General features: G+C 74.3%; 18 protein-coding genes. 10 read left to right on the top strand and 8 right to left on the bottom strand.

The features are described 5' to 3' along the window. The first annotated feature begins 135 nt into the window (after positions 1-135). From J2N69_RS03120 to J2N69_RS03140, 5 genes are read left to right on the top strand one after another with little or no spacing between them, the layout of a single operon-like run. Positions 136-1,017: an STAS domain-containing protein gene (locus J2N69_RS03120; RefSeq protein WP_230899336.1), complete on the top strand. Its 882-nt coding sequence runs from the start codon at positions 136-138 to the stop codon at positions 1,015-1,017. Further along, on the top strand, positions 1,014-1,421 hold the full coding sequence (locus tag J2N69_RS03125) for an STAS domain-containing protein (RefSeq protein ID WP_230899337.1): 408 nt from the start codon (positions 1,014-1,016) through the stop codon (positions 1,419-1,421). The genes J2N69_RS03120 and J2N69_RS03125 overlap by 4 nt, the downstream gene beginning before the upstream one ends. Continuing rightward, positions 1,405-1,887 carry an anti-sigma regulatory factor gene (locus J2N69_RS03130; RefSeq protein WP_391941075.1) on the top strand — a complete coding sequence of 161 codons (483 nt, stop codon included), beginning with the start codon at positions 1,405-1,407 and terminating at the stop codon, positions 1,885-1,887. The genes J2N69_RS03125 and J2N69_RS03130 overlap by 17 nt, the downstream gene beginning before the upstream one ends. Further along, the gene (locus tag J2N69_RS03135) at positions 1,884-2,894 is read left to right on the top strand and encodes a SpoIIE family protein phosphatase (protein ID WP_230899338.1); all 1,011 of its coding nucleotides are present in this window, start codon (positions 1,884-1,886) and stop codon (positions 2,892-2,894) included. The genes J2N69_RS03130 and J2N69_RS03135 overlap by 4 nt, the downstream gene beginning before the upstream one ends. After that, the gene (locus J2N69_RS03140; RefSeq protein WP_230899339.1) at positions 2,891-4,174 is read left to right on the top strand and encodes a PP2C family protein-serine/threonine phosphatase; all 1,284 of its coding nucleotides are present in this window, start codon (positions 2,891-2,893) and stop codon (positions 4,172-4,174) included. The genes J2N69_RS03135 and J2N69_RS03140 overlap by 4 nt, the downstream gene beginning before the upstream one ends. Before the next feature lie 7 nt (positions 4,175-4,181). Here J2N69_RS03140 and J2N69_RS03145 read toward each other — a convergent pair whose 3' ends face one another. Then, positions 4,182-12,419, bottom strand: a complete 8,238-nt coding sequence (locus J2N69_RS03145) for a type I polyketide synthase (RefSeq protein WP_230899340.1) — start codon at positions 12,417-12,419, stop codon at positions 4,182-4,184. Between the two features lie 210 nt (positions 12,420-12,629). Between J2N69_RS03145 and J2N69_RS03150 the strand changes: the two genes are divergently transcribed. Next, positions 12,630-13,043 (top strand): ATP-binding protein, encoded by a 414-nt coding sequence (locus tag J2N69_RS03150; protein ID WP_230899341.1) that lies wholly within the window; start codon positions 12,630-12,632, stop codon positions 13,041-13,043. Positions 13,044-13,054: 11 nt separating this feature from the next. On the opposite strand, the gene J2N69_RS03155 is transcribed toward J2N69_RS03150, so the two are convergent. Then, positions 13,055-14,197 (bottom strand): FAD-dependent oxidoreductase, encoded by a 1,143-nt coding sequence (locus tag J2N69_RS03155; protein WP_230899342.1) that lies wholly within the window; start codon positions 14,195-14,197, stop codon positions 13,055-13,057. 213 nt (positions 14,198-14,410) lie between these two features. After that, positions 14,411-15,301 carry a LysR family transcriptional regulator gene (locus tag J2N69_RS03160; protein WP_230899343.1) on the bottom strand — a complete coding sequence of 297 codons (891 nt, stop codon included), beginning with the start codon at positions 15,299-15,301 and terminating at the stop codon, positions 14,411-14,413. Between the two features lie 69 nt (positions 15,302-15,370). Here J2N69_RS03160 and J2N69_RS03165 point away from each other — a divergent pair, with 69 nt between their 5' ends. The 4 genes from J2N69_RS03165 to J2N69_RS03180 all read left to right on the top strand — a co-directional run bounded on the left by J2N69_RS03165 (position 15,371) and on the right by J2N69_RS03180 (position 19,744). Further along, positions 15,371-15,991 carry a short chain dehydrogenase gene (locus tag J2N69_RS03165; RefSeq protein ID WP_230899344.1) on the top strand — a complete coding sequence of 207 codons (621 nt, stop codon included), beginning with the start codon at positions 15,371-15,373 and terminating at the stop codon, positions 15,989-15,991. Positions 15,992-16,167: 176 nt separating this feature from the next. Then, positions 16,168-17,703: a phytoene desaturase family protein gene (gene crtI / locus J2N69_RS03170; protein ID WP_230899345.1), complete on the top strand. Its 1,536-nt coding sequence runs from the start codon at positions 16,168-16,170 to the stop codon at positions 17,701-17,703. Beyond that, positions 17,700-18,737 carry a phytoene/squalene synthase family protein gene (locus J2N69_RS03175; RefSeq protein ID WP_230899346.1) on the top strand — a complete coding sequence of 346 codons (1,038 nt, stop codon included), beginning with the start codon at positions 17,700-17,702 and terminating at the stop codon, positions 18,735-18,737. Before crtI ends, J2N69_RS03175 begins: the two co-directional genes overlap by 4 nt. Next, positions 18,734-19,744 carry a DUF5914 domain-containing protein gene (locus J2N69_RS03180; protein WP_230899347.1) on the top strand — a complete coding sequence of 337 codons (1,011 nt, stop codon included), beginning with the start codon at positions 18,734-18,736 and terminating at the stop codon, positions 19,742-19,744. The genes J2N69_RS03175 and J2N69_RS03180 overlap by 4 nt, the downstream gene beginning before the upstream one ends. Before the next feature lie 23 nt (positions 19,745-19,767). On the opposite strand, the gene J2N69_RS03185 is transcribed toward J2N69_RS03180, so the two are convergent. The 5 genes from J2N69_RS03185 to J2N69_RS03210 form a co-directional block, all read right to left on the bottom strand. After that, positions 19,768-21,327, bottom strand: coding sequence for an FAD-dependent oxidoreductase (locus J2N69_RS03185; RefSeq protein ID WP_269075591.1), 1,560 nt, complete (start codon positions 21,325-21,327; stop codon positions 19,768-19,770). Then, positions 21,324-22,043 (bottom strand): class I SAM-dependent DNA methyltransferase, encoded by a 720-nt coding sequence (locus J2N69_RS03195; RefSeq protein ID WP_230899348.1) that lies wholly within the window; start codon positions 22,041-22,043, stop codon positions 21,324-21,326. Before J2N69_RS03195 ends, J2N69_RS03185 begins: the two co-directional genes overlap by 4 nt. Next, positions 22,040-23,293: a lycopene cyclase family protein gene (locus tag J2N69_RS03200; RefSeq protein ID WP_230899349.1), complete on the bottom strand. Its 1,254-nt coding sequence runs from the start codon at positions 23,291-23,293 to the stop codon at positions 22,040-22,042. The genes J2N69_RS03195 and J2N69_RS03200 overlap by 4 nt, the downstream gene beginning before the upstream one ends. A gap of 114 nt (positions 23,294-23,407) precedes the next feature. Beyond that, positions 23,408-23,794, bottom strand: a complete 387-nt coding sequence (locus tag J2N69_RS03205; protein ID WP_230899350.1) for a VOC family protein — start codon at positions 23,792-23,794, stop codon at positions 23,408-23,410. Then, complete coding sequence (locus J2N69_RS03210; RefSeq protein ID WP_230899351.1) at positions 23,791-24,084, bottom strand: ArsR/SmtB family transcription factor; 294 nt, start codon at positions 24,082-24,084, stop codon at positions 23,791-23,793. Before J2N69_RS03210 ends, J2N69_RS03205 begins: the two co-directional genes overlap by 4 nt. Positions 24,085-24,519: the final 435 nt, after the last annotated feature.

A 24,519-nucleotide genomic window follows, 5' to 3' on the forward strand; every position in this document is an offset into this window, starting at 1 on the left:
ACGGCCGACAGTCGGACACGGGCGGCAAGGGTGCAGGTCGGCGACCCGGTTGACGCGTCGTCACGGTCCGCCTTCTGAAGATCGCGACCCTCGGTTAACATTTGCCGTGCGACAACAATTGCTAAGGTGGATGGAATGAACACCAGTGAGTCCGAGGCCCGGCTGCGCGTCAGCTCCGCGCTGCGCGAGCAGGGCGAGAAGGTGGCCGACCGGTGGGTGCAGCTTCAGGCGGAACAAGCGGTTCTGGAGACGGGCATCACCGAGGCGGAGCTGAACGAGGAAGCCGATTCCTTGGTCGAAGCCCTGCTCGCCGGTCTTGAGACCGATCTTCCGGTACAGGACGTGGTCACCTCGCACCCCGGCCTGCGCCAAGCCGTCACGGACCTGTCGCTGCGCCGCGCGCGGGGCGGCGCGACCCCCACGGCCACTTCCCCGGCCATATTGGCCCTCAAGGAAGCGCTGTTGGAAGCGGTGCAGTCCGACACGCGTGACGTGAGCGCGCTCTACCACGCGGCGCTGTTCATCAACCGCCTGCTGGACACCGCGGGCGCGATGTCCTTCGAGATCTACGTGGAGGGCCGCGAGGAGATCATCCGCCGCCAGAGCCGTCAGCTCCTGGAGGTCTCCACGCCCGTGGTGCGCATCTGGGACCGGGTCCTCGCCGTGCCGCTGATCGGCACGCTCGACACCACCCGGACGCAGGTGGTGATGGAGAACCTGCTGGAGGCCATCGAGCGGGACGAGGCGCAGGTCGCGATCATCGACATCACGGGGGTGCCGACGGTGGACACCGCGGTCGCGCACCACCTGATGCAGACGGTCAACGCCGTACGGCTGATGGGCGCCGACTGTGTGATCAGCGGCATCCGCCCGCCGATCGCGCAGATCATCGCGCAGCTCGGCATCGACCTGTCGGCCATCCTGACCCGGGCGACGCTGGCCGACGCCCTGGCCGCCGCCATCCCGTTGCTCACGGATCAGCCGGCCCACCAGTCCCCGTTCGCGGACGTGCGGTGAGCGGCGCGCGGAGCGGCGTCCCGATCCTGCGGCTCGGTGACGTGCTGGTCACCGGTCTGCTCAACGAACTGGACGACAAGGCCGCGATCGCCTTCACCGAGGAGCTGACGGAACGCATCGTCGGTGACCGTGCCAGCGCCGTCCTCATCGACATCTCCCGGCTGGAGATCATCGACTCGTTCGTGGCCCGCACGCTCATGGAACTGACCACCACGGCACGTCTGCTGGGAGCCAGGGTCATAGTGGCCGGCATGCGACCCGCGGTCGCGATCACTCTGGTGGAACTGGGACTGGAGCTGTCCGGCGTGGAGACCACCCTCAACGCCGAGCAGGGCATGATGGCGTTGGGCTGGCGGCCGGCCTCCCGACCCCCAAAGGGGGGCCCCGTTGTCCCTCTACGGTGACCTCGAAGAGACGGCGGCCCGCCCCTCCCCCACGCGCGCCGAGACCTACTCGGAGAGCGAGGGCCTGCGCGCCGTCCACGCCATCCGGGCCGAGGAGGACTTGCTGGCGGCGCGGCACGCGGTGCGCGAGGCGACCTTGCGGGCCGGGTTCGGACTCGTCGACCAGACACGCATCGTCACGGCCGCCAGTGAGCTGGCCCGCAACGCCTATGTGCACGGTGGCGGCGGCACGCTCACCCTGGAGATCGTGCGGCAGGGCGGCCGCCGGGGCCTGAAGCTCGTGGTGAGCGATCAGGGACCGGGCATCGCCGACATCGAGCAGGCGTTCATCGACGGGTTCACCACCGGTGCGGGCCTCGGGCACGGTCTGGGCGGCGCGCGGCGCCTCATGGACGAGTTCCATGTGTGGTCCTGCCCCGGGCAAGGCACGACCGTGACCGCCGTGCGCTGGAACGGACGCGGGTGAACAGCGGCGTCGCGGCCCGTACTCAGCACATCGTCATCGACCATCCGAGCGCTGTGCAGAGTGCGGCCGACCATGCCCGTTCCCTCGCCTCCGCCTGCGAGATGCGGGGCGTGCTGCCCGACCAGGCGGCCGTCCTGGCGAGCGAGTTGGCCAGCAACATCGTCAAGCACGCCCGCAACGGCGCCTTGTTCGTCCACCCGGCGCCGCTCGGCGGCGGCCTGGACGTCCTGGCCGTCGACACCGGCCCCGGCATGTCCGACATCGGCCTGAGCCTCAGGGACGGGTACAGCACCACCCGGACGATCGGGGCGGGCCTCGGCGCCGCGCGCCGGATCGCCACGGACTTCGCCATCCGCTCCGAGGCGGGGCTCGGCACACTCATCCACGCCCGCCTGGCCGGTCCGGACGCCCCGCCGCCCGCGACGGCCCTGGGCGCCCTGTGCCTGCCCGCCGACGGAGAGGAAGCGAGCGGCGACGGATACGCCGTCGCCGAGGACTCCGGAGTCCGCACCGCGCTGGTGATCGACGGCCTCGGCCACGGCCCCGAGGCCGCCATGGCGGCCCAGCGTGCCGAGCGTACGTTCCTGGCGGACCCGGCCGCCCCGCTGGCGACCATCCTGGCCGCCCTGCACAAGGCGCTGCGGCACACGCGCGGCGCCGCCGTGGCCGCGCTGCGCGTCGCCGAAGGGCGGGCCGAGTTCTGCGGGGTGGGCAATGTGCGCGCGGTGGCGCTCTCCCCCGAAGGCGTACACCACCAGTTCAACGGGCAGGCAGGGATCATCGGATACACCCTGCCCAAGCCCAGGAGCCGGTTCGTGGACCTGTCCGACCACACCACCGTGGCCGTGCACACCGATGGCATCGACCACCGGTGGACGCAGGCCCCCACCCCCGCGCGTCTCACGCTGCCCCCGGCGCTGCTGGCCGCCTCCCTGACCCACACCCATCGCCGGCGTCGTGACGACGCCACCGTCCTTGCCCTTGGCCCCCACCTGGGAATGAGATGACCCGCGAAACCTTCCGTACGCTCACGGCTCTGCGGCACACCGTGCGCAGCATCGCCCTGGGGCACCGGCTGCCGGCCGACGACCGGGCGCGCCTCGTCCTGTCGCTGAGCGAGGTGGCCGCCCCGGCCCTGGGTGGCGGCCGCCCCGTCACCCTGATGAGCGGACGCGAGACGGACGAGGACGGCGCCCACCAGCTGACGCTGGCCCTGCGGCTGCCGCAGCAGAACTCCGTCCCCGTCGTGGTGCCGGAGCGGCTGCCGCTGCGCGCGCGGACCCGGTCGGACGGCACGGTGGTGTGGAACCTCCCGCTGCCGTCCACCGGCACGAACGGCCATCCGGTGCCGGCCATCGGGCAGCAGGCGTGCCGTTCCACGGCGCCCTCCGCCGCGGCGGCGCAGAGCAGCGAGGCGGACATCGCGCTCCTGGAGGAGGAGCTACGGGCGGCGCTGGCCCGCGCCGACGCCTTGGCGGACGAGCACCGCATGCTCAAGCACGAACTGGCCGAGACCAACAGCGGGGTCCTGGCCCTGTACGTACAGCTGGAGGAGCGCGACGAGCAGCTGCGGACGGCGCACGGCCGCACCCTGCGCGCCCTGGAAGACGCGCTGCGCCCCAGACCCCTGCACGTCGACGGCCTGGAACTGGCCGTGCACTACGCTCCCGCGAGCGACGAGGCACCCACCGGCGGCGACCTGTACGACTGGTTCACCCTGCCGGACGGCACGGTCCACATCACCGTCGTCGACGCGCTCGGGCACGGCATCACCAGTACGCGCACCGCGCTGACCGTCACGCACGCGGTGCGCACCCTCGCCCTGGAGGGGCACCCGCTGGAGAGCATCGTGGCGCGTACCGACAGCGTCCTCGCGCCCTTCGACCAGAGCGTCATGGCCACCCTGCTGCTGGCCCGGCTGAACCTCGCCGACGGCCGGCTCACCCTGGCCAACGGCAGCCATCCGCCCGCCCTCCTCGCCCGGCGCGACGGCACCGCGAGCTATCTGGAGGTGCGCGGACGGGGCGTCGGCTTCCCCATGCCGGGCAGCGACCGCGTCCTGACGGCGACCATGGAGCCCGACGATGTCCTGCTGCTCTACACCGACGGTCTCACCGAGAGCCGCAGGGACCCGTGCGAGGGCGAGGCCCGGCTCAAGGAGGCCCTGTGCCGCCATCGGGCGCGCCCTACCGAGCAGATCCCCGGCCTGCTGGCCGAGGATCTGCTCAGCGACGTCCTCCATCAGGACGACACCCTGGCGATCGCGGTGCGGCGCACGGCCGTGTGAGGCGGCCTCAGAGTCCGGCCAGCCGGCTGTGGAGAGCGCTTGCCGTCGTGGCGGCGTGTTCCTCCAGGACGCTGAAGTGGTCGCCGGGCACGGTCACTTCGGCGTGCGGCAGGCTCCAGGGCGGGGCGGGTTCCGCGCCGGGCAGCGGGTCCCTCGCCCGGAGGTACAGGGTCGGGGCGGCGAGCTGTACGGGCTTCCAGTCGGCGAAGAGCGCGAAGTAGCCGGCCATCGCCGTGAGCCGGTGGGGGTCTGCCGAAGGGGACTCCGCGGCTCGTCGCAGCATGTCCGACGTCATCGCGGAGAGCGACTGCCCGGCCTGGTCCGCGTCGTGCGGGTAGGTGTCCACCAGTACGAGCACGGCCGGGGCGGAGCCGTCCGCCGCCAGCCGCTCGGCCACCGCCTGGGCCACCCAGCCGCCGGCGGACCGGCCGAGCAGCACCGGCCGCGCCCGCCCCGCGACAGCGCGAACCGCGGCGACGTGGGCGGTGACCAGGGCGTCCAGCGCGGCCGGCAGCGCCTCGCCCGGCGCGAAGCCCAGGTGCCGCACCGCCGAGACCGGACGCAGATCCCGCAGTGCGGCGCCGAGTCGCTCGTACTCGTGGGGTCCGGAGAGTGCGCTGAGGGACGGGAAGCAGATCAGCGGGGCGCCCGCGCCGCCCGGTGTGAGGGTGACGGGTTCGAGGGCCGCGCGGGCGGCCTCGGTGACGTCGAAGACCGGCCGCAGGCGTGCCGCGACGGTGAGCAGCGCCATGCCGTCCCAGGCGCGGCCCCGGAGGCAGGCGTTGCGGAAGAGCGTGCTCAGGGAATCCGGCGTGTCCTCGGCGTCCGGTGCGTCGCCTGCCCGCGTTACCTCGGCGCCCGGTGCGCTGTCGCGCCCGCCGTCCCGCGCGTACCGCTGCGCCAGTTCGCCGGCGACCGCCCGTGGCGTGGGGAAGTCGAACAGCAGCGTGGACGGGAGTGCCAGCCCGGTCGATGCCGCGAGCTGGTTGCGCAGTTCGACGGCGGCCAGGGAGTCGAGGCCCAGGTCCGCCAGCCGGTCGCTCGCGTCGATCGCGCTCGCTCCCTCGGGGTGGCCGAGGACGGCGGCCGCCTGGGAGCGCACCTCGGTGAGCAGCAGTTCTGTCCGCTCGTTCGGGGAGGAGGCGGCCCAGCGCCCGGCGAACCCGGTCGCGCCGCCCCCGCCCGCTTCCGCGGCGCCGGGCTCGGGCGTCCGGCGGCTGGTCACGGCGGGTGCGGTAGCGCTGGAGGCGGCCCGGGTGATGCGGGCCGCGACCACGTCGGGGGCGTCCCCGGCCACAGCGGCGTCGAAGAGCCTCAGGCCCTCCTGCGGCGCGAGCGGGACGAATCCGGAGCGGGCCATCCTGCGCAGGTCCACGTCGGTGAGGTGCGCCGTCATGCCGTCGCGCTGCCGCCACGGTCCCCAGGCGATGGAGACGCCCGGCAGACCGCGTGCTCTCCGGTGCCGCGCGAGCGCGTCCAGGACGTGGTTGGCGGCCGCGTAGTTGGCCTGGCCCGCGGAGCCGAAGACACCCGCCACGGAGGAGAACAGCGCGAACAGCGCCAGGTCGTGCCCCTGGGTCAGTTCGTGCAGGGCGAGAGCGGTCCCGGCCTTGGCCCTCAGTACGCGTGCCAGGCGGTCGGGGGTGAGGGCGGCGACGATGCCGTCGTCCAGTACGGCGGCGCTGTGGACGACACCGGTCAGCGGATGGGCCTCCGGTACGGAGTCGAGCAGGGCGGTGAGTTGCACCCGGTCCGTGAGGTCGCATGCCCGTACGGTCACTTCGGCGCCGGTCGCGGCGAGTTCGGCGAGCAGCGCGTCCGCTCCGGGGGCCTGCGGTCCGCGTCGGCCCGCGAGGAGCAGATGCCGTACGCCGTGGCCGGTGACCAGGTGCCGGGCCGTCATCATGCCGAGTGAGCCGGTGCCGCCGGTGATCAGGACGGTGCCCTCCGGATCGAGCCGTCGTCGCGGGGCTCTGCGTTCGTCCAGCCCGGCCAGTTCCGGTACGAAGGCGCTTCCGTTCCGTACGGCCGTTTCGGGCGCCGGGGCGGCCAGGAGCGTGGGGACGAGCCGCCAGGAGTCGGGGTGGTCGTCCACGTCGAGCAGGGCGAGGCGGCCCGGATGCTCGCGCAGGGCCGAGCGGACCAGACCCCACACCGCGGCGTGGGCCGGTGCGAAGTCCTCCGCGTCCGTGGCGTGACCGGCCGGGGAGACGGCGCCCGAAGTGACGAGCACGAGGCGCGAGTCGGCCAACTGGGGCTCGGCGAGCCACTCCTGGACGAGCCGCAGGGCCCGGCTCGCCGTCTCCAGCACCGGCGCCACCGGGTCCTGTGTGCCGAGCGGCGTCTTGGGCGGCGACGGGCACGAGGCGACGACCACGGCGGGCGAACCGTCGCCCGCCGCTGCCGCGTCGAGGTAGGTCGGGACGCCGGAGCCGGGGGGAGCGAGGACAGCGGCCAGCCGTGTGCCGACCGGCCCCAGGACGCCCCAAGCCGGCGCCGTCGTGGGTACGGGCGGCGCAGCCGAGGGCACCCAGTCCAGCCGGTGGAGAAGCCCGGCGTCCGGGGCAGTCGGGTTCATGGCTGCCGCCTTCGGTCTTACCTCAGGACCGGTGCTCGGAAGCGGCCGCAACGTAAGCGACCGCACCGTCGCCACCAAGGCCCCATCCCCGTCGGTCAGTTCCACCTCGGCCCGGCCGTTCGGCCCGGGAGAGATCCGTACCCGCAGCCGCTGCCTGTCGGCGACGGCGGCGGTGTACAGCGTCACTCCTTCGAAGGCGAACGGCAGGTGCACCCCGCTGCTGTCGCTCTCGCCCGCCCCGGCACGGTCCGCCAGGCGGCCGTCGAGCGCGAGGACGTGCAGGGCCGCGTCCAGCAGCGCGGGGTGCAGGAGGAAGTCCGGGCCACTGCCCTGGAGGGGCGGAGCCTGCGCGGCCTCGGGGAGCGCGACGTCGGCGTAGAGATCCGTCCCGTGCCGCCAGGCGCCACGCAGGCCCCGGAACGAGGGTCCGTACTCCAACCCGGCCCCGGCCAAAGCCTCGTACGGGCCGCCGGCCGCGTCGTCGTCGGCGTACAGCGGGACGGCGTCCGAGGGCGGCCACGCGGATGTGCCGCGCGTGGCGCGGTCCCGCGGCTCAGGTCCCCGCTCCGGTACGAGTGTCCCGGAGGCGTGCAGGCGCCAGGGGTGGTGACCAGCCGGCGCGGGGGGCCGGCCGTGGAAGAGGACGGTCCGGCGTCCCGCGCCGTCCGGGGCCGACACCGTGACCCGGAGGTCGACCGTCGCGTCCGGGGGGAGTACCAGCGGCGCGGTCAGGGTGAGTTCGGCCAGGCCGGGTGCGCCGGCCGTCGCACCGGCGTACAGGGCCATCTCCACGAAGGCCGTGCCCGGCAGCAGCACCGCCCCTGCCACGGCGTGGTCGCCCAGCCAGGGGTGGTCGTGGACGGAGAGCGGCCCGCCGAGCAGCAGCCCGCCGTCGGCCTTCGCGGTGCGGTGCGTCAGGAACGGATGGACGGGCTCGCCCGGCACCGGAGCGGGCCGCCGGTGCGGGGAGGCGTCGAGCCAGTACCGGCGGCGCCGGAAGGCGTAGGTGGGGAGGGGAACGCGCCGGGGGCGGTGACCGGCGAAGACGGCTTCCCAGTCGACGGGCACCCCATGGCTGTGCAGGGCCGCCACGGTCTCGGTCAGCGCGTCCGCCTCCGGCCGGGCCTTGCGCAGGGTCGGCAGGACCAGCGGCGCCGGGGGCCGGCCGGACTCGGGGCCGGGGTTGGGCAGGGGCCCGGCATCAGGGTCGAGCGTGGGCCCGGCGAGGCAGTCCCGTACCAGGCCGGAGAGCACCGCGTCCGGGCCGACCTCCACGAAGTGCGCCGCGCCGCGGTCCCGCAGGTGGGTCACCGTGTCGGCGAAGAGGACCGGGCGGCGGACGTGATCCACCCAGAACTCCGGTGAGCGCACCTCCTCGTCACCGGCCGCCCCTCCCCGCACGGCGGTGACCAGGGGAAGCCGCGGCGCGGTGAAGGTCAGGCCGCGCACCGCCTCCGCGAAGTCGGCCAGCATGGGTTCCATCCGCGGGGAGTGGAAGGCATGGCTCACCCGCAGAGGTGTCGCGGACCGGCCCCGCTCCCGGAACTCCGCGACGGTCCGTGCCACGTCCGTCTCGTCCCCGGAGACGACCACGGAGGAGGGCCCGTTGACGGCGGCGATCTCCACGGCCCGCCCCGTCTCGGCGAGATGGGCCGCCACGTCCTGCGCACGCGCGTCCAGGGAGGCCATCGCACCGCCCGGGGGCAGCGCGTCCATGAGCCGGCCCCGGGCCGCCACCAGCGCGCAGGCGTCCTTCAGGGACAGCACTCCGGCGGCGTGCGCCGCGGTCACCTCGCCGAGCGAGTGCCCGGCCACCAGATCGGGGAGCACACCCCACTCCCCCAACAGCCGGAAGAGGGCCGTCTCCAGGGTGAAGAGCGCGGGCTGAGCGAACCGGGCCGTCTCCAGGAGCGCGCCCTTCTCCGTGCCGGGACCGGCGAACACGACGTCGCGCAGCGGCACCGGGAGCCAGGGATCGAGCAGGGAGCACGTCTCGTCGAAGGAGCGCGCGAAGCCTGGGTACATCTCCGGCGACGCGTACAACTCCCTTCCCATGCCGAGACGTTGGCTGCCCTGGCCGGTGAAGAGGAAGGCCAGCGGGCCCCGGCTGCGGGAGGTGCCCGTCCGCACCCCGGGCGGGCTCGCACCTTCGGCCACCCCGTGGAGGGAGGTGAGCAGGTGGGCGCGGTCGCGGGCCACCACCACGGCCCGGTGTTCGAAGGCCGTCCGGGTGGTGGCGAGCGCGTATCCGATGTCCCGTGGGGTGGCGTCCGGGTCGGCGGCCACCCGCGCGGCGAGCCGACGGGCCTGGGCGCGCAGCTCGGACGTGCTCCTCGCCGACACCGGGGCGGCGAAGGACACCCCCGGCGTGCCGTCGCCGTCGAAGTGGCCGCTGCCGACCGGGCTTTCGGCTTCCCGGCCGTCCGTCACGGGGGCCGACGGCGCGGTGTCCGGGTCGGCCGGTGGCTCCTCGATCACCACATGGGCGTTGGTGCCGCTGATGCCGAACGAGGACACACCGGCCCGGCGCGGGCGGCCCGTCCTCGGCCACGGTACCGACCGGGACAGGAGCGCGACCCGTCCCGACGACCAGTCGACCCGGTCCGTCGGTACGTCGGCGTGCAGTGTGCGCGGCAGCAGACCGTGGGCCATCGCCTGCACGGTCTTGATCACTCCCGCCACCCCGGCCGCGGCCTGTGTGTGACCGATGTTCGACTTCACCGAGCCCAGCCGGAGCGGACGCCGCCGCGGCGTCCGCCCGTACGTCGCCAGGAACGCCTCCGCCTCGATGACGTCACCGAGCCGGGTGCCGGTGCCGTGCGCCTCCACCGCGTCGATGTCGTCGGGCGTCAGCCGGGCCTGCGCGAGGGCTTGCCGGATCACCCGCTGCTGCGCGGGTCCGTGCGGTGCCGTCAGGCCGTTGCTCGCTCCGTCCTGGTTGACCGCCGAGCCGCGCACGACGGCCAGCACCGGAAGCCCGGCGCGGCGCGCCTCGGACAGCCGGGCCAGCAGCAGCATGCCGGCGCCCTCGGCCCACCCGGTGCCGTCGGCGGCGGCCCCGAACGCCTTGCAGCGGCCGTCCGGGGCCAGCGCCCGCTGCCGGCTGAACTCCACGAACGACGACGGTCCGGACATCACCGTGACCCCGCCCGCCAGCGCGTACGAGCACTCCCCGCGCTCCAGCGCCTGGGCCGCGAGGTGCAGGGCCACCAGGGACGACGAACACGCCGTGTCCACCGTGAGGGCCGGTCCCTCCAGGCCGAAGGTGTACGCGACGCGGCCCGAGGCGACACTGCCCGCGTTGCCCAGACTGAGGTAGCCCTCGACCTGCTCGGGCGTCTCGGCGAGGCGGTTCGCGTAGTCGCTGTACATCATCCCGACGTACACGCCGGTCGACGAGCCGCGCAGGGTGCGCGGCACGATTCCGGCGTACTCGAAGGCCTCCCAGGCCACTTCGAGCAGCAGCCGGTGCTGCGGGTCCATGGCCAGGGCCTCTCGGGGCGATACGCCGAAGAAGCCGGGATCGAAGCGGTCGACGCCGGAGAGGAAACCTCCCTCGCGCACGTACGTCCGTCCGGGCCGCCCGGGGTCCGGGTCGTACAGCGCCCCCGTGTCCCAGCCACGGTCGGAGGGGAACGGGCCGATGGCGTCCCTGCCCTCGGCCACCAGCTCCCACAACTCCTCGGGGGTGGTCACGCCTCCGGGGTAGCGGCAGGCCATCCCCACGATGACCACGGGGTCGTCGTCCGGCCGGGCGTCACCCGGCCGGGTGGTGCGGGCGGCGGGCCGGGGGGCGGCGCCGCGCGTGCGGAGGTGGGCGGCCAGTGCCGCGGCGGTGGGGAAGTCGAAGGCGACGGCCTCGGAGAGGGGCAGCCCGGTGGCCGCCGACAGGCGTTCCCGGAGCGTGGTCGCCGTCAGCGAGTCCATGCCCAGGTCGCGGAGGGCGGTCTCGGGCTCCACCTCCTCCACCGTGCAGCCGACGAGTGCCGCCGCCTCGCTGCGCACCAGGGCCAACAGGTCGTCCGTGGGGGCGGCCTCGGTCCCGTCCGGGGGGCCGGTGTCCGTGCCGTTTGTGGGGCAGGTCTCCGTCCCTGCGCCCAGCGTCCGCGCGTTCAGGTCCGCCAGGGCGTGCCGCTGGACCTTTCCGGAGGCGGTACGGGGGATGTGGTCCACCTCGTACAGCTCTGCGGGCGCCTTGTGGGCGGACAGTTCCGCACGGCACGCTGCCAGCAGGGCTGCGCGGTCCAGTGCGCCGCCGTCGGCCCGCGGAAGCACGTAGCCGACCGGCACCTCGCCGAAGACGGGGTGCGGGCGGCCGGCCACGGCGGCGTCCGCCACGCCGGGCAGCCGCCTCAGCACCGCCTCCACCTCCGAGGGGTGGATGTTCGTGCCGCCCCGGATGATCAGGTCACTCGCCCGGCCGGTGATGACGAGCCGGCCGGACGGCTCGATCCTCGCCAGGTCGCCGGTACGGAACCAGCCGTCGCGCAGCACCTCGGCGGTGGCCTGTGGAGCGCCGTGGTAGCCGGTCATGACGCCGGGTCCGCTGACCCACAACTCGCCCTCGCCGACGTCCTGTCCGTCGGCGCCGCCCCCGACCCGGATGCGGGTGCCCGGCAGCGCACGGCCGCAGGACTCCCCCGCCGACGCCTCGCCGGGTGCCGTCATGGTGACCGGGCCGGCCTCGGTGCTGCCGTAGTGCTCCAGGTAGGGGACGCGGCAGACCGCCTCGAAGGCCTTGCGGAAGGCGGGCCCCGCGGCGGCGCCCGCGCTGATGCAGCCGCGCAGCGCGGACGCGCCGAGAGCGCCGGCGTCGTGCTCGTCGCCGATGCCCCGCACCTCGTCGAGCAGGGCCGAGTACGTGGTCGGCACCCCGCCGAGGAGAGTGAAGGGGGCGTCCGGGCGGCGCAGTTCACCGAGGACGTCCCGGACCGAGAACCGGGGCAGCAGCATGACGCTCGCCCCGGTCACGGTCACCCCGAGGACGCAGACCACCTGGCTCATGGCGTGGTGCAGCGGCAGCGGCCACAGCAGCCGGTCCCGCTCCGAGAGGCCGAGCACGCCGACGAGGCCCGTCTCGACCGGCGTCAGACGGTTGCGCTGCGTGGACAGCACGCCCTTCGGGGTTCCCGAGGAGCCGGAGGTGTACAGCATCCACGCCACCTCGTCGAGCCCCAGGTCGTCCCGGGCGGGCGTCGCGGCCTCCGTGCCCGCCAACTCCTCGTACCGCACGACGTCGCCGCCGCTCCCCTCGCCGTCGCTCCCGGCCACCACCAGTGCCGGCCCGGGGCGGGAGAGCAGCCCGGGATGACGGTGCAGCCGCGCCTCGTCGGTGACGAGCAGCCGCGCGCCGCAGTCATCCAGCAGGCGGTCGAGTTCCGCTGCCGGGAGATCCGCGTCGAGCGGTACGCCCACTCCGCTCGCCCGGGTCACGGCCAGCAGGCTCTCCACCGCCTCGACGCGGTTGCCGAGCAGGACGGCCACCCGCTCACCCCGCGCCAGCCCGAGCCCGGCCAGACGACCGGCCAGCCGTCCGGTCCGCCGCTCCAGGTCCCGGTAGGTCCTGCGCACCCGGCGGTCCTGGAAGGCGACCTTCTCCGCGCGGCGCGAGGCATGGTCCCGAAGAATCTCCGCGATCGGCCTGATGACGTCTTCGCCTGTGCTCACTGGCTCGAACTCTTCTCTCTCAGCGCCTCGTTGAGGGCGGTGGCGCGGCGCGCGGCACGTCCAGTATCGGCCTGGCCCGCCCTCTCTCCCGCCCCTCGGCCCGGGATTCCCTGCGTGCCCCGCGCTCTGCGGGGCACACAGGGAGAGGTAGCGACACGTAGAGACAGGACGAAGGACGCGCAAGCGCAGGACGAAGTCGAAGGAGGGCTGATGGAGGAACAAGTCTCGCTCACCGCGGTGGGCTGGGCGCGGTCGTTGCCGGTCAGCAGCGGCGTGAAGGCCGCTCGCGACTGGACCCGTGAGCATCTGCGGTCGCTGCACTGGTCGCAGACGTCACCCGAGGTGGTGGACGCCGTTCTGTTGACCGTGTCGGAGCTGGTCACCAACGCGCATGTCCACGCGCACACCGACGCTCAGCTCATCCTCACCTGGGATCACGAGTGCCTGCACGTCACCGTGCACGACACGGCCCCCGGTCTGCCGCGGCCGCGCGACGCCTCGGACGACGCCCTCGGCGGGCGCGGCCTCATGCTGGTCGACGCGATGGCCGACGACTGGCAGGTCAGGCCCTGCCGCAAGGGCAAGGCCGTCATCGCCTGCTTCCAGCCCCCGGCCGAGACGTAGCGGCCCCGGGTCTACTTGGACGGCGCGTCCCGGGTGAACTCCGCGATCATCGCCTGGATCGGGTCCTTCGCCGATTCGGTGTCGGTCCCCTGGGCCTCGGCGCCTTCGAACAGGGCGGCCTTGGCGCTGCGGGGGAACATGGCCTGCTCGTACTCGTCGAGCGCGGTCTCGATGTCGTCGGGGTACGCGGCGATGGCCTCGCCGAGTTCGGCGCCGTCGAGCATGGCCAGGTTGGCCCCTTCGCCGTTCGGGATCGAGAGGTGGGCGGCGTCGCCGAGCAGGGTCACTCCCGGCACGCGGTCCCACCGGTGACCGTGCGGCAGTGCGAAGAGGGGCCGCAGGACCGGTGCGATGTCGCCGTCGGTGATCAGCGCGGTGAGTTCCGGTGCCCAGCCGGCGAACTCCTTCGCGATCCGGGCGGCCGCGGCGGGGCCGTCGATGAAGTCGATGGCGGCGAACCACTCCCGCGGCTCGGCCAGCCCGACATAGGCGTGCAGCGTGTCGCCCCTTTCCCGGTGGGCGAAGATCTCCCTGCCCGGGGTGAGCGCCATCATCGTCCCGCCGCCGACGGCTTCCGCGGTGGCCGGGTGCCGGGTGTCGGCCTCGAACAGGTATGTCTCCACGAGGGACTTGCCGCTGTACTCGGGCGTGGCGGAGGAGAGCAGCGGCCGGACCCGTGACCAGGCGCCGTCCGCGCCGACCAGCAAGCCGGTGACGAGGGTGCGGCCGTCGGCGAACGTCACTTCGTGGCGCCCCTCGCCGAGGGTCCGGGCACCGGTGACCTTCTGTCCCCACCGGACGGTGCCGGCCGGAAGCGAGTCGAGCAGCATCTGCCGCAGCTCGCCGCGTTGCACCTCGGGGCGTCCGCCCGTGCCGTCGTCGGGCTTGTCGAGCAGGACGGTCCCGTCCGGGTCGAGGATGCGCATCGCCTGGCGGCCCTCCAGGATGAGGGCACGGAACTCATCCATCAAGTCGGCGGCTTTCAGGGCCAGTTGGCCGTTGTAGTCGTGGATGTCGAGCATCCCGCCCTGCGACCGCGTGGCCGGGGACGCCTCCGCCTCGTGGACGGTGACCGGTATGCCGTGCAGGTGCAGGACGCGGGCGAGCGTGAGGCCGCCGAGTCCGGCGCCGATGATCGTGACGTCGGTGGTCATGAAAGTTGCCTTCCTGGACATGAACCGCTGGACGGCGAGCGTTGTTCCAGCCGGTCACGCGGTGGTGCGGTCGTGTGATCCGGTGGCCGGCCCGTCGGGGGCCGACCGCGACCACGGACCCCAATCTCCCGGCGCCCGTCGACAGATCACCGACAGATCACCGATCGCCACCGACAGGCCCGCCTGCCGGGGAGACGGAATCGCCTGCGGAGGTCAGGCGTCCGCGGGCGCGAGCCGGCCGCTCTGCGCCAGGTGCCGCACGGTGTAGCGGCGGAAGGTGTCCGTCGCCGGATGGGAGGACCGGGCGGGCCAGGCCAGGCGGACGGTGACCGGGTCGGCGTCGCGCACCGGCAGGTAACGCACCCCCGCGTGCGGGTGCTGGTGCATGGTCCCCTCGGCAGTCACCCCGACCGCGGCGCCGGTGGCGATGGTCGTCAGCCATTCGTCCACGCCCGGCACGGTCACCGTGGGGGGCCGCTGCCCCGCGGGCCAGAGTTCGGCCGTGGTCGTCGCGGCGGTCGCGCACAGCGCCACCGTCTCCGCGCCCAGCTCGGCCAGCGTCACCTCCGCGCCGTCCGCGAGCGGGTGGCCCACGGGCACGACGGCCAGCCGCCGCTCGCGGATCAGCGGCTGGTGGAGCACCTGAGGGTCGTCCGGCCCGGGGCTCAGCCGCAGGAAGGCGAGATCCGCCTCGCCGCGGCGGAGCAGCGCCGCGGGATCATCGGCGCGGCGGATCTGCACCGGGGTCCCGGGGTGCTGCTCGCGCCAGGCGCGCAGCAGCGGAACCGTGTGACGGCCCAGCGCCGCCCAGGCGAAGGCGAGCCTCAGCGGGCGCGGCGTGCCGACTTCCGTCACGTCGGTGAGGGCGTCGTCGAGGTCCCGGAGGATGCGGTGCGCGTTCTCCCAGAGCCGCTTTCCCGGCGCGGTCAGGGACAGGCTGCGCGTGGTCCGCTCCACCAGGCGTACGCCGAGACGCTGTTCCAGCTGGGCGAGGGTCCGGGAGAGCGCGGGTTGCGTGAGGTGCAGGACGCGGGCGGCGTCCGTCAGCGTGCCCTCGTCGCCGATCGCCGCCAGGGCGCGCAGATGGCGCAGCTCCACATTCATGAGCGGCAAGCATAACTGGTCGGCCGAAGGCATTTCCCCGGTCCGGGGACACGTGCCTAGCGTGGTCTCATGACGAACCACCGGCAGAACATCCTCCTCATCGGCGCGAGCGGGACGCTCGGCACGGCCGTGCACCGGGCGCTCGCCGCGCGCGGCCACACGGTCCGCACCGCCGGCCGCGGCTCGGGCGACCTGCGCTTCGACATCAGCGACCCGGAGCAGATCGCCGCGCTCTACACGGCGGCGGAGGCGGACGGGCGGCTGGACGCCGTGGTCAGCGCGGCGGGCTCGGTGCCGTACAAGCCGCTGACCGAACTCGGCCCGGGCGACTGGCAGTCCGCCTTCACCGGCAAGGTCCTCTCCCAGGTCGAACTGGTCCGCCAGGGCCTCGCCCGCCTCACCGAACACGGCTCCTTCACGCTGATCACCGGCGTCCTCGCCCATGAGCCGATCCACACCGGAGCCGCCGCCTCCCTGGCCAACGGCGCCGTCGAGGCGTTCGTCCGCGCCGCCGCGATCGAGATCGCGCCGCGGCGGGTGAACGCCGTCTCCCCGAACGTCTTCACCGAGTCCCTGGACACCTACGGGGACTGCTTCCCGGGCATGGGCTCGGTCCCGCTGGAGCAGGTCGCCCAGGCGTACGTGCGTTCGGTGGAGGGCGCGCAGACCGGGCAGGTCTACCGCCTGTGAGCCGCCGGTGCAACACACCGGTGGCCTCAGCAGCCGGACAACACCTCCGCGGTCCCGCAAAGTAGGGCGATACAGGGGCGTACACGGAGTTTCCGCGCAGGGCTCGCGCCGCGCCGTACGAGCGTCCGCGCCTCGGGACCCGCCGCTCGCGGAACCGGCCGTGAAGAGAGGAACCGATGAGGCGTCTGGCAGGGCGGACGGATCACGTGGTGGTGGTCGGGGCCGGGCTGGCGGGGCTCTCCGCCACCTTGCACCTGCTGGGCGCCGGGCGGCGGGTCACGCTGATCGAGCGGGGCCACGGGCCGGGCGGCCGGGCCGGTCTGCGCGAACAGGGCGGGTACCGCATGGACACCGGGCCCACCGTCCTGACCATGCCGGAGCTGGCGGAGGAGGCGTTCGCCGCGGTGGGCGACAGCCTCGCCGGCCGCGTGGAACTCGTCGCGCTCCACCCCGCCTACCGGGCGCGGTTCGCCGACGGCAGCAGCCTGGACGTGCACACCGGGGCGGAGGCGATGGAAGCCGAGGTCGAGCGCTTCGCCGGGGCGAGGGAGGCGCTCGGCTACCGGCGGCTGCGTGCCTGGCTGCGCCGCCTCCACGAGGTCCAGATGCGCCGGTTCATCGACGCCAACTTCGACTCCCCAATGGCGCTGCTGACCCCGGACCTCGCCCGCCTGGCCGCACTCGGCGGCTTCGGACGGCTGGACGCCCGCGTCGCCCGCTTCCTCTCCGACGAGCGGCTCCGCCGCGTCTTCACCTTCCAGGCGCTGTACGCGGGCGTGCCCCCGGCCCGTGCTCTGGCCGCGTACGCCGTCATCGCCTACATGGACACCGTCGCCGGTGTGCACTTCCCGCGCGGCGGAATGCACGCCCTGCCGCGCGCCATGGCGGCCGCCGCCTCCGCGGCCGGCGGTGACCTGCGCTTCGGGCAGGACGTGACGCGGCTCGAACGCTCCGGGGGCCGCGTCACGGCCGTCGTCACCGACCGGGAACGCGTTCCGTGCGACGCCGTCGTCCTGACCCCGGATCTCCCGGCCGCCTACCGCCTGCTGGGGCGGCAGCCGCGCCGCCCCCTGCCACTGCGTCACTCCCCGTCGGCCGTCGTCCTGCACCTCGGCACCGACCGCACGTGGCCCCAGCTGGCCCATCACACCCTCTCGTTCGGCGCGGCCTGGAAGCGCACCTTCCACGAGCTGACCCGGGGCGGCACCCTCATGTCCGACCCGTCGCTCCTGATCACCCGGCCCACGGCGACCGACCCCTCTCTCGCACCGCCGGGCCGCCATCTGCACTACGTCCTGGCCCCCTGCCCGAACACCCGCGTCGGCCCGGACGCCCGCGCGTGGCGCGACCTCGCGCCCCGCTACCGGGACAGCCTGCTGGCCGAGCTGGAGCGGCGCGGCCTCGACGGCATCGCCTCCGCCGTCGAGGAGGGGTGCGTGGTGACGCCCGCGGAGTGGACCGCTCAGGGACACGCCGCCGGTACGCCGTTCTCCGCCGCGCACACCTTCGCCCAGACCGGCCCGTTCCGCCCGCGCAATCTCGTACGCGGTGTCGAGAACGTCGTCCTCGCGGGCTGTGGCACGACCCCGGGCGTCGGCGTGCCGACCGTCCTGATCTCGGGGAAGCTGGCCGCGGCGCGCGTCACCGGCCTGCCGCGGGCGGCGCTCGCACGCCTTCGGCCCCCCACCGACACGAAGGGCACCGCCCCATGACCGCCCGGGAACTCGACAGCGCGGGCATCACCGACCCGGCCCTGCGCGCCGCGTACGCCCACTGCCGTCGGCTCAACGCGCGGCACGGCAAGACGTACTTCCTCGCCACGCGCCTGCTGCCCGTCGAGCGCAGGCCCGCCGTGCACGCCCTGTACGGGTTCGCCCGGTGGGCGGACGACATCGTCGACGATCTCGACTCCACGGCGACGGCGGACGAGCGGGCCGCGGCGCTGCACCTGCTCCAACGGGACCTGGAGAGCGGGCTCCGCGCCGGGACCAGCGACGACCCGGTGGTGGCGGCGCTCGCCGACACGGCCGCCCGTTACGCCATCGAGCCGCGGCTCTTCACGGACTTCATGACGTCGATACGGCTCGACCTGGAAGTCACCGAGTACGCCCGCTACGAGGACCTGCGGCGCTACATGCACGGCTCCGCGGCCGTCATCGGGCTGCAGATGCTGCCCGTCCTCGGCACGGTCGTCCCCCGCGAGGAGGCCGCCCCGCACGCGGCCGCGCTCGGCGTGGCCTTCCAGCTGACCAACTTTTTGCGGGACGTCGGGGAGGACCTCGACCGCGGCCGGATCTACCTCCCCCTGGACCTGCTGGCCGCGCACGGCGTCGACCGCGCCCTGCTGCGGTGGAGCCGGGACAGCGGGCGGCGCGACCGGCGCATCACCGCGGCCCTGAAGGACGCCGCCGCGCTCACGCGGGGCGTGTACGGCGAGGCGGCGGGCGGCCTGCCGCTGCTCGACCCCGTCTCCCGGCCCTGCATCCGCACCGCCTTCGTGCTGTACGGCGCGATCCTCGACGCCATCGCGGACGACGGCTTCGCGGTGCTGCACCGCCGGGCCGTGGTGCCGCGCCGCCGCCGGGCCGCGGTCGCCTGCGACGGCCTGGTCCGGCTCGCCCTGGCCCGGCTCCGCGCGCCGGCCGCGGGCGGCGCGGTCAGCGGCTCGCCGGGCGCGGCACCGCCCGGGGCCAAGCTCCGCTCCGCGCGGGCGCGAACCCGCCGGCCCAGGAAGGAGACCGTGTGAGCACCGGAGGCCTGCCGGGCGCCGGCCGCTTCCCGCTGCGGCTGCGCCGCCGCCCCGTCCCCTGGGAGCGGCAGGGCCCCACCTGGCGGGAGGCGAGGCCCGCCGTGATCGCGGCGGCGCTCAAGCGGGCCCAGGCCCGTCCGTCGGGCAACTGGTACGTGCTGGGCGGCAGTCGCAGTGTCACGGCCGACCGCCCGCTCGGTCTGACGGTGGCCGGCACGGAGGTCGTCGCGTGGCGCGACGCTGCGGGGGCATTGCGGGCCGGTCCAGGCGTCTGTCCTCATCTCGGGGCGCCTTTGCGGGACAGCCCGGTGCGGTGCGGCACCCTCGTCTGCCACTGGCACGGACTCGCCCTCGACGGCTCGGCGCGCGCGGGCTGGGAGCCGTATCCGGCCTACGACGACGGGGTCCTGGTTTGGGTCCGGCTGGACGCCGTGGGTGGCGAGGAGCCCTTGGAGCGGCCCGTGGTGCCCGCGCGTCCGCGGCCCTCCGAGAGCGTGTCGGCGGTCTGCTCGGTGACCGGGCGGTGCGAGCCCGAGGACGTCGTCGCCAACCGGCTGGACCCCTGGCACGGTGCCTGGTTCCATCCGTACTCGTTCGTGGATTTGCGGGTGGTGGGGCAACCGGGCCCGGGGGACGCCGACGACCGTTTCACGGTGGACGTGTCCTTCAAGGTGGCCGGGCGGGCGGTGGTGCCGGTCCGGGCGGTCTTCACGGCTCCGGGGCCCCGCACCGTCGTCATGCGCATCGCCGGGGGCGAGGGCGCGGGTTCCGTCGTGGAGACCCATGCCACGCCGCTGGCGCCGGACGCGGCGGGGCGGCCGCGTACCGCCGTGACCGAGGCGGTGGTGGCCGCTTCCGGACGGCGGGGGTTCGCGGTCGCGCGGTCGGCGGCGCCGGTGCTGCGGCCGCTCATGCGGGCGGCGGCCGGGCGGCTGTGGCGTGACGACATCGCGTACGCCGAGAGGCGCTGGGCGCTGCGGACCAGCGGGCGGTTCCCGGGCTGAACCCGCGCGGGGCATCGGCCGGTTCAGTCGCCGACCAGCCGGTTCAGCGCGCGCAGGGCCGCCGTCCTGCCCCTGACCGGCACGGTCCACAGCGTCTGCCCCCGCAGACCCCAGCGTTCGAGCAGGGCGTTCGCCGCGAGGAATCCCGTCGTCGCCGCCCGCTCCATCAACGCGACCGGGAGGGCACTGCGCACGATGTCGCCCGCCACGGTGACGGCCGGGTCCGGCGTCCGTACCGTCGGCCTGTTCCGGTGGCCGCCGACGGGGAAGAGCGGGCAGTCGGCGTGCCACGCGTGACGGGCGTCGACGATCCGGGCGTCGCGGGTCTCCGGGTAGAGCCGGTGCAGTTGGGCCAGCAGGCCTCGCTGCTCCGCCGCCCGGTCCGCGGCCGGGTCGACGGCGTACGCGTGCAGTTCGACGACCGAGCCGCCGGTGCGGGCCGACCAGCGGGCCGCCTCGCCCTCCCAGCGCTCCAGGACGCTCACGTTGTCCAGGGCGCCGTACCCGCTGGTTCCCAGGAAGCCGGGCCGGTCGGGGGCCACACGGCGGTCGAGCCAGAGCCGGGAGACGAGGAAGGGCGGCGCGGTGCCGAGGCCCATGATCCGCGCCCGCCACGCGGCGTCGTCGACGAACCGCGGCGACTGCCCCACGACGTGCCGGAGGCCGTTGACGTCCAGGGCGAGGACGACGGCGTCGCAGCGCTGCCGGCCGTCCCCGGTGACGACGTGGAAGCCGCCTCGCCGCGCGGGCTCCACGCGCTCGACGGCCCGGCCGGTACGGAGGTCGGCCCCGTGCCCGGTGAGATAGCGGGCGAGCGGCTCCCACAGCGCGGCGGGGAACGGTTCTCGCGGCACGTCGAACAGCAGGCCCTCACTCGACCCGAGGAAGTAGATGTGGAACATCAGGGCGAGTTCGGCCGCGGAGAGGTGGCGCGGGTCGGCGAAGAAGCTGCGGGAGAACACCTCGAACGCCAAGTGGTGGGCCGCCCGGGGGAAGCGGATGCGCTCCAGGAACTCCCAGGCGCTGAGGTGGTCGAGCCGCCGGTAGATGTCGGGCACGCGTACGTCGAGCAGGGGCAGCGCGGCGCGGGCGTTCATGCGGGTCAGGTCGCGCCCGCCGAACGTGGGGCTGAGGGCCGCGAACCCGAGGGCGCTCCACGGTGGGGTGCGCGGCACCCGCGCGAAGCCGTCCTGGAGGCCGCCGCTGTGCCGCAGCGGGTAGTCGGGCAGGCCGCGCAGCGTGCGCAGGGCGGGGTCGGTGCGGCGCAGGAGGCCGCGCAGGTTGTAGTACTGGCGGAAGAAGGCGTGGAAGCCGCGGCTCATGGTGATGGTGGAGCCGTCGGCGAGCTCCTCGGGCCAGCCCCTGAGGCGGCCTCCGAGCTGGTGTTCCCGTTCGTACACCGTCACGTGGACGCCGCGCTCCGCCAGCGCGGTCGCGGCGGCGAGACCCGCGATGCCACCGCCGATGACGGCGACGCGGGGCGCGGTGCCGCAGACGCGCGGCGCGCCCTGCGGGCCGTGGACGACGTGGGCGCGCCGGTCCCGCCCGTGGCGGGTGGCGGGGGCGCTCGCGTGTCCGCTCATCGCCCGGTGTCCGGGGCCGAGGCGGTCACGGTGTGCGCGATGCCGGTCTGCCAGCCGGGCATCGGCAGGATGCGCACGTCGCGGAAGCCCGCGCGCCGGACCCGCGCGGCGAAGGCGGCCGCCGTGTCGAAGTCGACGACGCTGCGGAACAGGTGCCGGTAGAGGCGACGGTCGCCGGTCAGTGTCCCGGCGGGCAGCACCACGCCGTTGCAGACGGCGGTCCACACCGCGCGGTCACGTGTCCGGCCGCTGAGCGTGTACTCGTGTACGCCCAACCGGCCGCGCGGGGCGAGGAGTTCCCGCGCGGCGGCCAGGACGGCGTCCGGGTCGGCGAGGTTGCGGAAGAGGTACGCGGCGAAGACCGCGTCGAAGGGGCCCTCCACCCCGGCCCGGTCCAGGCTCTCGGCGGCCGCGTGGACGAAGCGCACTCCGGGGGGCCACCGTTTGGCCTCGGCCCGGTCGAGCATGCCGCGCGAGGCGTCCACGGCGACGATCTCGGCCAGGGGTGCCGCGCGCAGGAGGGCGGCGGTGGAGGCCCCGGTGCCGCAGCCGAGGTCGAGGACGCGCAGCCCGGCGCCGCCGTCCGGGAGTCCCAGGCGCCGGGCGGAGCGCCGGAGGTGGGCGTGGTAGCCGGGGTTGGCGGCCACCAGGCGGTCGTAGGTGCGGGCGGCGTGGTCGAAGGCGGCGGAGAGGGTTTCGTCGCGCGGCAGCGTCATCTCGGCGTCTCTTTCCGTTCGTCGCCGGTCGCGGTGCCCGGCGGTGCGGTGGTGGTGTGCCTCGGCAGCCGGGCGGCTCGGGGCAGCAGGGGCAGTTCCGCGACGGTGCGGAGCATGGGGCGGACGGGGGTGCGCAGGCCGACCCTGAAGTCCTCGTGCCACCGGGTGCGCCCGTCGAGGAACCGCAGCAGCCGTTCCATCGGGACGGTGCGGAAGAGGCCGGTGAAGAACGCCGCACCGTCCACGCGCCCGGCGTCCAGGGCGCGGAGCATGACGGCGTCCATCGCCAGGGCGCGCCGCGCGTGGGCCGGCGGGGGCACGGGTGTTCGGCCCCGGTGGTACGCGCTCGCGATGGCGCGCGCCTGCCGCTGCACCGTCGCGAAGGTGTAGCCGGTCGAGGGCCGGGTCGCTCCGCCGGCGGTTCCGATGCGGAAGACCGAGCGGCCGGCCCGGCGGGGGAAGCGCGCGTCGGTCATGGGGATGACGCCCTGCTCGACGCGGACCACCTCGAAGCGGCCGGCGCCGAGCCGGTGCGTCACGTGGGCGCGCAGCGCTTCGTCGTACGCGTGCTCGTCGAGGGTGGCGCGGGAGAACTCCGTGTACTCGACGAGGGCGTCGTACGGGGTCGTGGGCAGTACGTACGCGAAGGAGAGACCGTGTGCGGGCTGGGGGGTGCGGAAGTCCATCAGGTCCGCGAGGCGCGGTTCGAAGACGGGGCGGTCCGTGTGGAGGAACCAGCCGCGGAAGTGCTGGAGGAGGGTGGTCCGGGCGGGGGGCAGCGTGCGGAGCGGGCGTGAGTCGAACACCCATCTGGCGCGCAGCGTCAACGGGTTGCCGTGAGCGGTGACGCCGCGCACCTCGGCCCCGCCGGGCAGGTCGCGTACGTCGATGACCTCGGCCTCCAGGCGCCGCACGCGCGGCTCGCGGTCCAGGCGCGCCGTGACCAGGTCCTCGAAGGAGCCGGAGCGGAGCATCTTGTAGCGCAGCGGGGCCGGGGAGCCGACCACGGCTGTCCCGTCGGGGGCGCGCACGCGCAGGGTGTCCCAGGCGCCGGACAGCGCCGCGTCGAACTCGCCGTCGCGCTCCTCCCAGAAGCACCAGGTCCGCTCGGGTGGCCGGGCGGGGCCCGGTGGGGCGTCGATGAGGGCGATCGAGGGGCAGGTACGTCCGGGAGGGGCGGCGCAGAGCCGGTGGGCCAGGGACAGCCCGGCCGCTCCGGCGCCCACGATGGCGATCTCCGCGTCGTGCATGCCACCCCTCGTCGGTCGTCTCGTGCGGCCAGCATTCCTCACGGATGGGGCCGTGGCGCGCAGGGACATGGGGTCGGCTCCTGGGCTCGCGGGCACAGGTCCGGCGCGGCGGCGTCAGTTGGTGTGGGCGATCTGGATCAGGTTGCCGCAGGTGTCGTCGAGCACCGCGGTGGTGACCGTCCCCATGTCGACCGGCTCCTGTGTGAACCGCACGCCGAGGCCGCGCAGGCGGGTGAACTCCGCGTGCACGTCGTCCACGGCGAAGGAGGTGACCGGGATGCCGTCCTTGACCAGTGCCTCCTTGTACGGCTTGACGGCGGGGTGCTCGTCCGGCTCCAGCACCAGTTCCGTGCCGTCGGGGTCGTCCGGCGAGACCACGGTCAGCCACCGGTGCTCGCCGAGCGGGATCTCGTGCTTCTTCCGGAAACCCAGCACGTCCGTGTAGAAGCGCAGGGCCTTGTCCTGATCGTCGACGCAGACGCTCGACAGGTGGATTTTCATTCTCCGGGCTCCCGTACATCGGGGTTGAGCCATCGGGCGACGATGCGCTCAAGCGGTTCGGTGGTCAGGTCGTGGAATTTGCAGCGGCCCTCGCGACGGGTCCGTATCAGACCCGCGGACTCCAGCACGGCGAGGTGCTGGCTGATCGCCTGACGGGACGATCCCAGGCCATGCCTGGTCGCGAGCCGCGCGCAGATCTCGAACAGGCTCTGGCCGTTCCGCTCCGTCAGCTCGTCCAGGATCTTTCGGCGGGTGGGGTCGGCCAGGGCCTTGAAGACATCGTCCGGCATGGCACCACCATAGGCAAGCAGTGACTTGCCTATCAAGCTGTCGCGAAAGGGGCTTGCCCGCCTTTGCCGGGTCGACCCACGCGCCCGCACTGGTCCAGACCGGCCTGTTTGATCATGTGAGGGGCCGCAAGTCTACGCAGAACGCCACACTCTGCCGACGCCGGACCTCCGCACCCCTCCCTCGCGTCCCCCACGCGCACCGCCCGACGGCCGGAGCCACGGCGCCCGGGTCGGCGACAGAGCCTGACTCACCCTGACGAAGCGGGCGATTGACGGCTAACTCCCGCCAGCTGGCTGCGAAATGACCGCCAGGCACTCCCCGGTCCGGCACGGCGCCGGAATTCCGGTGCCGGCCTCTTGCGCCGCCGACAACTCCTCTGCCACATTCACCCAAGCCAGCGATGGCATGCACGCGTCATGAGCAACCCCGCCTCT

This window comes from Streptomyces huasconensis (assembly GCF_021028635.1).
Lineage (GTDB): Bacteria > Actinomycetota > Actinomycetes > Streptomycetales > Streptomycetaceae > Streptomyces > Streptomyces huasconensis.

Bases quoted from the DNA above. Each gene is read 5' to 3' on its own strand.
- J2N69_RS03210 (WP_230899351.1), bottom strand. From the start codon at position 24,084: ATGCCGGACGATGTCTTCAAGGCCCTGGCCGACCCCACCCGCCGAAAG.
- J2N69_RS03155 (WP_230899342.1), bottom strand. From the start codon at position 14,197: ATGACCACCGACGTCACGATCATCGGCGCCGGACTCGGCGGCCTCACG.
- crtI (WP_230899345.1), top strand. From the start codon at position 16,168: ATGAGGCGTCTGGCAGGGCGGACGGATCACGTGGTGGTGGTCGGGGCC.
- J2N69_RS03165 (WP_230899344.1), top strand. From the start codon at position 15,371: ATGACGAACCACCGGCAGAACATCCTCCTCATCGGCGCGAGCGGGACG.
- J2N69_RS03205 (WP_230899350.1), bottom strand. From the start codon at position 23,794: ATGAAAATCCACCTGTCGAGCGTCTGCGTCGACGATCAGGACAAGGCC.
- J2N69_RS03140 (WP_230899339.1), top strand. From the start codon at position 2,891: ATGACCCGCGAAACCTTCCGTACGCTCACGGCTCTGCGGCACACCGTG.
- J2N69_RS03120 (WP_230899336.1), top strand. From the start codon at position 136: ATGAACACCAGTGAGTCCGAGGCCCGGCTGCGCGTCAGCTCCGCGCTG.
- J2N69_RS03150 (WP_230899341.1), top strand. From the start codon at position 12,630: ATGGAGGAACAAGTCTCGCTCACCGCGGTGGGCTGGGCGCGGTCGTTG.
- J2N69_RS03175 (WP_230899346.1), top strand. From the start codon at position 17,700: ATGACCGCCCGGGAACTCGACAGCGCGGGCATCACCGACCCGGCCCTG.
- J2N69_RS03200 (WP_230899349.1), bottom strand. From the start codon at position 23,293: ATGCACGACGCGGAGATCGCCATCGTGGGCGCCGGAGCGGCCGGGCTG.
- J2N69_RS03185 (WP_269075591.1), bottom strand. From the start codon at position 21,327: ATGAGCGGACACGCGAGCGCCCCCGCCACCCGCCACGGGCGGGACCGG.
- J2N69_RS03160 (WP_230899343.1), bottom strand. From the start codon at position 15,301: ATGAATGTGGAGCTGCGCCATCTGCGCGCCCTGGCGGCGATCGGCGAC.
- J2N69_RS03195 (WP_230899348.1), bottom strand. From the start codon at position 22,043: ATGACGCTGCCGCGCGACGAAACCCTCTCCGCCGCCTTCGACCACGCC.